The sequence below is a fragment of the Kitasatospora sp. MY 5-36 genome, from assembly GCF_001182915.1.
Lineage (GTDB): Bacteria > Actinomycetota > Actinomycetes > Streptomycetales > Streptomycetaceae > Kitasatospora.
In genome coordinates this window covers 1-6,402 of sequence record NZ_LFVW01000649.1, presented here as the reverse complement: position 1 = coordinate 6,402, position 6,402 = coordinate 1, and the positions used below count along the sequence as shown (strand labels likewise).

General features: G+C 75.0%; 7 protein-coding genes. 3 read left to right on the top strand and 4 right to left on the bottom strand.

Translation table 11 applies throughout. From position 1 onward, the window contains the following. Window positions 1–153 precede the first annotated feature (153 nt). The 3 genes from AE652_RS32720 to AE652_RS32710 form a co-directional block, all read right to left on the bottom strand. Window positions 154–498 (bottom strand): DUF4229 domain-containing protein, encoded by a 345-nt coding sequence (locus AE652_RS32720; RefSeq protein WP_369808350.1) that lies wholly within the window; start codon window positions 496–498, stop codon window positions 154–156. Between the two features lie 114 nt (window positions 499–612). Then, on the bottom strand, window positions 613–1,143 hold the full coding sequence (locus AE652_RS32715; protein WP_049658194.1) for a GNAT family N-acetyltransferase: 531 nt from the start codon (window positions 1,141–1,143) through the stop codon (window positions 613–615). A gap of 81 nt (window positions 1,144–1,224) precedes the next feature. After that, a complete protein-coding gene (locus AE652_RS32710) occupies window positions 1,225–2,541 on the bottom strand; it encodes an MFS transporter (protein ID WP_049658192.1) in 1,317 nt (438 codons plus the stop codon). A gap of 120 nt (window positions 2,542–2,661) precedes the next feature. On the opposite strand from AE652_RS32710, the gene AE652_RS32705 reads away from it, so the two are divergent. Continuing rightward, window positions 2,662–3,744 (top strand): GlxA family transcriptional regulator, encoded by a 1,083-nt coding sequence (locus AE652_RS32705; protein ID WP_063780344.1) that lies wholly within the window; start codon window positions 2,662–2,664, stop codon window positions 3,742–3,744. 404 nt (window positions 3,745–4,148) lie between these two features. Here the strand turns inward: AE652_RS32705 and AE652_RS32700 are convergent, their stop codons facing one another. Then, window positions 4,149–4,622 carry an anti-sigma regulatory factor gene (locus tag AE652_RS32700; RefSeq protein WP_049658191.1) on the bottom strand — a complete coding sequence of 158 codons (474 nt, stop codon included), beginning with the start codon at window positions 4,620–4,622 and terminating at the stop codon, window positions 4,149–4,151. A 678-nt stretch (window positions 4,623–5,300) separates the two neighbouring features. Here AE652_RS32700 and AE652_RS32695 point away from each other — a divergent pair. Both AE652_RS32695 and AE652_RS32690 read left to right on the top strand, forming a co-directional pair. Then, window positions 5,301–5,891 (top strand): RNA polymerase sigma factor, encoded by a 591-nt coding sequence (locus tag AE652_RS32695; RefSeq protein WP_063780343.1) that lies wholly within the window; start codon window positions 5,301–5,303, stop codon window positions 5,889–5,891. After that, the coding region (locus tag AE652_RS32690; protein WP_049658189.1) for a zf-HC2 domain-containing protein at window positions 5,888–6,402 on the top strand (515 nt) is incomplete at its 3' end. The genes AE652_RS32695 and AE652_RS32690, both read left to right, overlap by 4 nt.

Here is a 6,402-nt window from a genome sequence, read left to right as displayed (position 1 = left end):
GCGCCGCCTCGACGGACGGCTGCCCGGCGGACGGCCGCTCAGCGGAAGACGGCTCGGACGGCTCGACGGACGGCGGCTCAGCGGAAGGCGGCTCGGACGGCACGGAGTCTCGGGTGGCGGGCACGGCGGCTGCGCTCGCGGGCGGGGCCGGGGTCAGCTCTGGCCGGCGGTGGCCGCGCGGGCGGCGTCGTCGGCGGCGTCCTCCTCGGCGTTCTGCGCGGCGATCCGCTCGGCGGTACGGCTGCGCATCCCGGAGACCTTGCCGCTGATCTGCTCGGACATCGCGTCGCGCTGCCTGCCCAGCAGCGCGTAGCTGAGCGGCGCGGAGGCGACCGCGGCCAGCAGGAAGAGGAAGATCATGCCGGCCTCACCGCTGACCGGGATGACCTGGAAGTGCCCGAGCAGCAGGGCCACCAGCAGGCAGCCGAGGAAGATGCTGACCCGCATGGAGGTGTAGCGGAGCGTGGCGTGCGACTTCTCCGGGCCGTTGCTGGTCACTCGACACATCCTTCTTCGTTGCGCTGGGGCCGGTCCTCCAGTCAAGCATGCCTGACAGCCGGAACGGGGCACGGGGCACCCGGTCCGGCCCGGACGGCCCGACCGGGGCCGGTGTCAGCGCAGGTCGAGCCACATGGTGATGTCGTCCCGGTCGTCCCCGGGGGCGACCCGGATCGCGGCCGGCACCCGGCCGACCTCCCGGTAGCCGCTGCGGGCGTAGAACCGCTCCAGCCCCTGGCCGCCGCGCGCGGTGAGCCGCAGCGACTCCAGGCCCCACTCCCGGGCCACCCGCTCGGCCTCGGCGAGCAGCCGGGCGCCGTGGCCGAGGCCCTGGAAGTCGGGGTGCACCATGACCCGTTTGAGCATCCGCCAGTGCTCCATGAGGTCGAAGCGCATCGACTCGAAGAACAGCGCGCCGACCAGCCGGCCCGTCCCGCTCTCGTGGGCGACCAGCAGCCGGTCCGGACCGTCCGGCGCGATCCCGGCGAACTGGTGGTCGGCGGTGTCCCAGACCTCCTCCTCGGTGACCGGCCCCACGAAGCCGACCGCCCCGCCCGCGTTGGTGACGTCGACCCACAGCCGGACGATGTCCGTCCGCAGGTCCGGGTCGGGCTTCGGGTCCAGGGTGAAGGTCAGGGCGGCCATGGACCGGAGCCTAGACCTCCGGTACGACAACCCCGCCCGGGGGCACCGGCCGTCACCGGAGCACGCCGGGAGCACCGGCCGTCACGGCAGCGCCGGCACCGCCCGGTCGGTCCGCCCGGTGCGCAGCGCCAGGCAGAGCCCGACCGCGACCGCGCACAGCCCGCCGGCCCCGTACCAGGTGAGGTCGTAGTTGCCGAGCGCGTCGCGGGCCAGGCCGGCCAGTCCGGCGACGACGGCCGCGCCGATCTGGTGGGCGGCGAGCACCCAGCCGAAGACGATCGGGGCGTCCTCGCCGAAGTGCCGGCGGCACAGCGCGACGGTCGGCGGCACGGTGGCCACCCAGTCCAGCCCGTAGAAGATCACGAAGGTGAGGATCGGCGGCTGGAGCGTGCCGGCCATCAGCTGCGGCAGCAGGAGCAGGGACAGACCGCGCAGCCCGTAGTAGACGGTGAGCAGCAGCCGGGAGTCGACCCGGTCGGTGAACCAGCCGCTGGCCACGGTGCCGACCACGTCGAAGACGCCGATCAGGGCGAGCAGGCTCGCGGCGGTGGTGACCGGCATGCCGTGGTCGTGCGCGGCCGGGATGAAGTGGGTGCCGACCAGGCCGGCGGTGGTGGCGCCGCAGATCGCGAAGGAGCCGGCCAGCAGCCAGAACGCCCGGGTGCGGGCGGCGTCCCGGAGCACCTTCAGCGAGCGGGTCAGGGCGCGGCCCTCGGTCACCGGCGCGGCCGGGGCCTCGGTCGCGCCGTACGGGAGCAGGCCGACGTCGGCGGGCCGCTCGCGCATCAGCAGCAGGACCGGGACGGCGACGGCGCTGGCGGCGAGCGAGACCACGACCACGGCCGAGCGCCAGCCGTGCTGCTCGACCAGCCAGGCGCCGACCGGCAGGAAGACCAGGTTCCCGGCGGCCCCGGCGGCGGTCAGCACCCCGGTGACCAGGCCCTGCCTGGCCTGGAACCAGCGGCCGGTGATGGTGGTGGCGAAGGCGCCGGCCATCGAGCCGCTGCCGAGGCCGACCAGCACGCCCCAGCAGAGCACCAGTTGCCAGGGCTCGCGCATCAGCATGGTCAGCCCGGCGCCGACCGAGATGGTCAGCAGCGCGCAGACCACCACCAGGCGCACCCCGAAACGGTCCATCAGGGCGGCGGCGAACGGGGCGGTGAGGCCGTAGAGCGTCAGGTTGACGGAGGTGGCGCTGGAGATCGTCCCGAGCGACCAGCCGAACTCGTTGTGCAGGGCGTCCATCATCAGGCTCGGCGTGGAGCGGAAGCCGGCCGAGCCGAGCAGGACGAGCAGGGAGACGGCGGCCACCACCCAGGCGTAGTGCACCCGGGGGCGCTTGGCCGGGGCGGGCGGTCCGGAGCGGGAGGCGGGGGCGAGGACACGGCGTTCGGTCACGCGAACGAGTGTTCCGGGCCGCCCGGCGCCGGACGAGTGGCCTGAATGACAGCTTTCGCAAGAATCAGGCCAAGGTCCGACGTAGGCTGGCCCGGACCCACCGACATCCGAGGGGACGGCATGGCACACCTGGTCGCGGTACTCGCCCTGGAGGGCGTGATCGCCTTCGAACTCGGCATCCCCGCCCGCATCTTCGGCGGCGCCAAGGACCCGGCCGGGCGGCCGCTGTACGAGGTGGCCACCTGCACCCTGGACGGGCGGCCGGTCGCCACCAGCGCCGACTTCCGGATCGTGGTCGACCACGGGCCCGAACTGCTGGAGCGGGCCGACACCGTGGTGATCCCGGCCTCCGCCGACTCCAGCCCGGCCGTCGCCGACGCCTGCTTCACCCCGGCACTGGCCGCCGCGCTGGCCCGGATCCGGCCCGGCACCCGGCTGATGTCGATCTGCACCGGCTCCTTCGTGCTCGCCGCCGCCGGCCTGCTGGACGGCCGCCCGGCCACCACCCACTGGCGCTACACCGAGCGCTTCGCCCAGCTGTTCCCCCGGGTGCGGCTGGACCCCGACGTGCTCTACACCGACGACGGCGACGTCCTCACCTCCGGCGGGGTGGCCGCCGGGGTGGACCTCTGCCTGCACGTGGTGCGCCGCGACCACGGCAGCGCGGTGGCCAACGCGGTGGCCCGCAGCTGCCTGGTGCCGCCGTGGCGCGAGGGCGGCCAGAAGCAGTACGTGGAGGCCCCGAGCCCGGTGGACCCCGGCGGCAGCGGCACCGCCGCGGTGCGCGCCTGGGCGCTGGAGCACCTGGACCGGCCGCTGGTGCTGCGGCAGCTCGCCGACCGGGCGGGGATGAGCGTACGGACCTTCACCCGGCGCTTCCGGGAGGAGACCGGGGCCAGCCCCGGCCAGTGGATCACCACCCAGCGCACCGAGCGGGCCCGCCAGTTGCTGGAGCGGACCGACCTGACGATCGACCAGGTCGCCCGGGAGTCCGGCTTCGGCACCGCCGCCTCGCTGCGGCTCCAGCTGCGCGGCCGGCTCGACGTCGCGCCGAGCGCCTACCGGCGCACCTTCCGCGCCCTCCCCGAAAGCAGCGCCCTTCCCGAAAGCAGCGCCCTCCCCGAGAGCGGCACCGGCCACGAGAGCGGCACCGACCATCAGAGCCCCGCCGTCGCCGAAAGTCCTGTCCGGCGGGCTTCCTGAGCGAAGTCTGGGAACGGGCCGCCCGGTGGCCGGATCCCGTCGCACGGGGGCGACGCATTGGATGGCGGCAGGCCGAGCGCACTGCGAGCGCGACACGGCAGGCCGCCATCCAACCGCGGCGCGCGAGCCCTGAGTCCGCGCCACACCCTCCGCACTCGCCAAGGAGCGGCCCGTGGCCGACCGTCCGCGATCCCCCCTGCTGGCACGAATCCCCTGGACAGCAGCACCGCGACGGTGGACGAACGTCCCCTCGGCGTCCCCTCGCAACGGAGCGCCGCACCCAAGAGTGATCAGTCGGATACGTCACGTCAATGGGTAGTCCGAAATTCGGAATGGTTGCGTCACCTTTCGGCCGGTGATCAGCACCGGTGATCGGCACCCGCGGACGGCCGCCGCGAAAGCCGCTATTGCGCCAAAGCCGCCCAGTCCACGTCGGCCAGCGGCTCGGTCGGCCGGGCGTCACTGCCGATCTCGCACCAGACCCGCTTGCCCGAGCCGTCCGGGTACCAGCCCCAGCGCTCGCAGAGCAGCTCGACCAGCTCCAGGCCGCGCCCGTTGGTCGCGTCCTCGTCCGCGCCCGCGTGCCGCGGGGCCGGGGGGGCCTGGCTCGCGTCGGCGACCTCCACCCGCAGCGGGGCGGCCGGGCCGCCCTCCTGCGGGCCGTCGGCCACCGGCAGACAGAGCCGCAGCACGGCCGGACAGCCGGTGTGCACCACGGCGTTGGTCACCAGTTCCGAGACCACCAGCACCACCGTCTCGGCCATCGGCGCGTCCGGGTCCACCCCGTGGTTCAGCAGCCGCGAGCGCACCCACCGGCGGGCCCGACCGACCTCGGCGGGGTCAGCCTGCACCGCCAGCTGTACCTGAAGAACCTGCACCGCTCCACCACCCGCACTCGCAGTTCGGCTGAGTCCCGGTCGGGCCGGACCGGCCGGCGGGCCCGAGCCCGTCGCCCGGTGCCGCCCGAGCCGTGCCCGGGCGCCCGCGCGATCCGTTCGCCCGCGCCCGTTCGTCCGCGCCGTCTCGTCGGTCGGGCACCGGCCGCGACACGAATACGCCTCAGGATGGGCGGGGGGACGGAACGCAGCAAGCGCTTCGGGCATATTCCGGCGATCGGGCGACAGCGCGGTGCATACTGTCCCGCTCACGCTCGCGAGCCTCGTACCGGTGATCGTCCGACCCGGGCCGACCTGCCGGTCCCGCGGTCGGGAACCTACCGCCGCGCGCCCCGGGCGCCCCGCCCACCACTCGCGAACCACCCGTGCGGCGCGTGTCCGACGGTGCTCGTACGGCGGCGCCGACGGACGCCCCCGCCGACCCTGCCGTCACATCGACCGACCGTCGCACCATCCGACGGTCCGGTCCCGGAGGACGGCGGCCCGGTCCCGGAGGACGACGGTCCGGCCCCGGGGTCGGCGGCCCGGACCGGGGAGCACGTCCAGGAGGACGGCGATCCGTGGGGAACGGTTCCGTTCTTGCCGGAATCGCCCCCGGCGCCGCCCGGCCGCGGGATACCGTTGGGTACGCCAGCGAACCCGTCAGGAGGGTGGTTCCCGATGGCCACCCCGGAGCGGACCCCGCGCTGGGACGAGCAGTTGCAGCGCCGCCTCGCCCGCGGCGAGGAGACGGCGCTCGGCGAACTCTACGACCAGCTCGCGCCGATGGTGCACGGCCTGGCCGGGCGGATACTGGCCGACCAGGCCGCCGCCACCCAGCTCACCCGGGAGGTCTTCGCCCACGTCTGGGAGCACCCCGAGGACTTCGACCCCGCCCGGGGCTCGCTGCGCTCCTGGCTCGGCGCGCTGACCCACCACCGCGCGGTCGAACGACTGCGGGCGCGGCGGGCCGCCGACCGCGGACCGGGCGCGGAGGCCGAGATCCGCGCCGTGGCCACCGCCGCGCGGATGCAGTACGTGGTCGACTCCCTGCCCCAACCCCTGCGTGAGACCATCGCGGTGACCTACTACGACGGTCGCACCTACCACGAGACGGCCCGGCTGCTCGGCATCAGCGAACAGGTCGCCAAGCAGCGGATGCGGCTCGGTCTGGAGCTGCTGGCCACCGAACTGGCCGAGGAGCGCGCCCGCCAGGACGGAGCCGGGGACGGAATCGGGCACGGGGACGGGCACGGGGACGGGGAGACGTGAGCAGCACTGAGGAGCAGCACGACGCCCTGCGCTCGCTGCTCGGCGCGTGGGCCCTCGGCGCCTGCCCGGCCCGCGAGGCGGCCGAGTTGGAGCAGCACCTGCGCGACTGCCGGGAGTGCGCCGAGGAGGCGGCCCGGCTGCGCGAGGCGGCCGGCTGGCTCTCCCTGGACGAGCCGCTGGACCAGCCCGGCTCGCTGCGCCAGCAGGTGCTCGACTGGTGCCTGGCCCGTCGCCCGGCCGAACTGCCCGTCCCCGCCTGGGGGATGCCGTACACGGCGGAGACCGCCAAGCTCGACGCGCTGCTGCGCGACCTCGGCCCGGAGGAGTGGCAGGAGGTGGCCGAACTGCCCTGGCACGGCGGCACCGAGTGGCTGCGCCCGGCCGAGGTGCTCGGCCATCTGACCGCGGTGGACGGCTTCCTGGCGCTGGCACTCGGTCTGCCCGACCCGGTGCCGGCCGCCCCGGGCCTGCCCGCCGCGCGGATCGGGCGGCGGGTGCCGCCGCAGGAGCC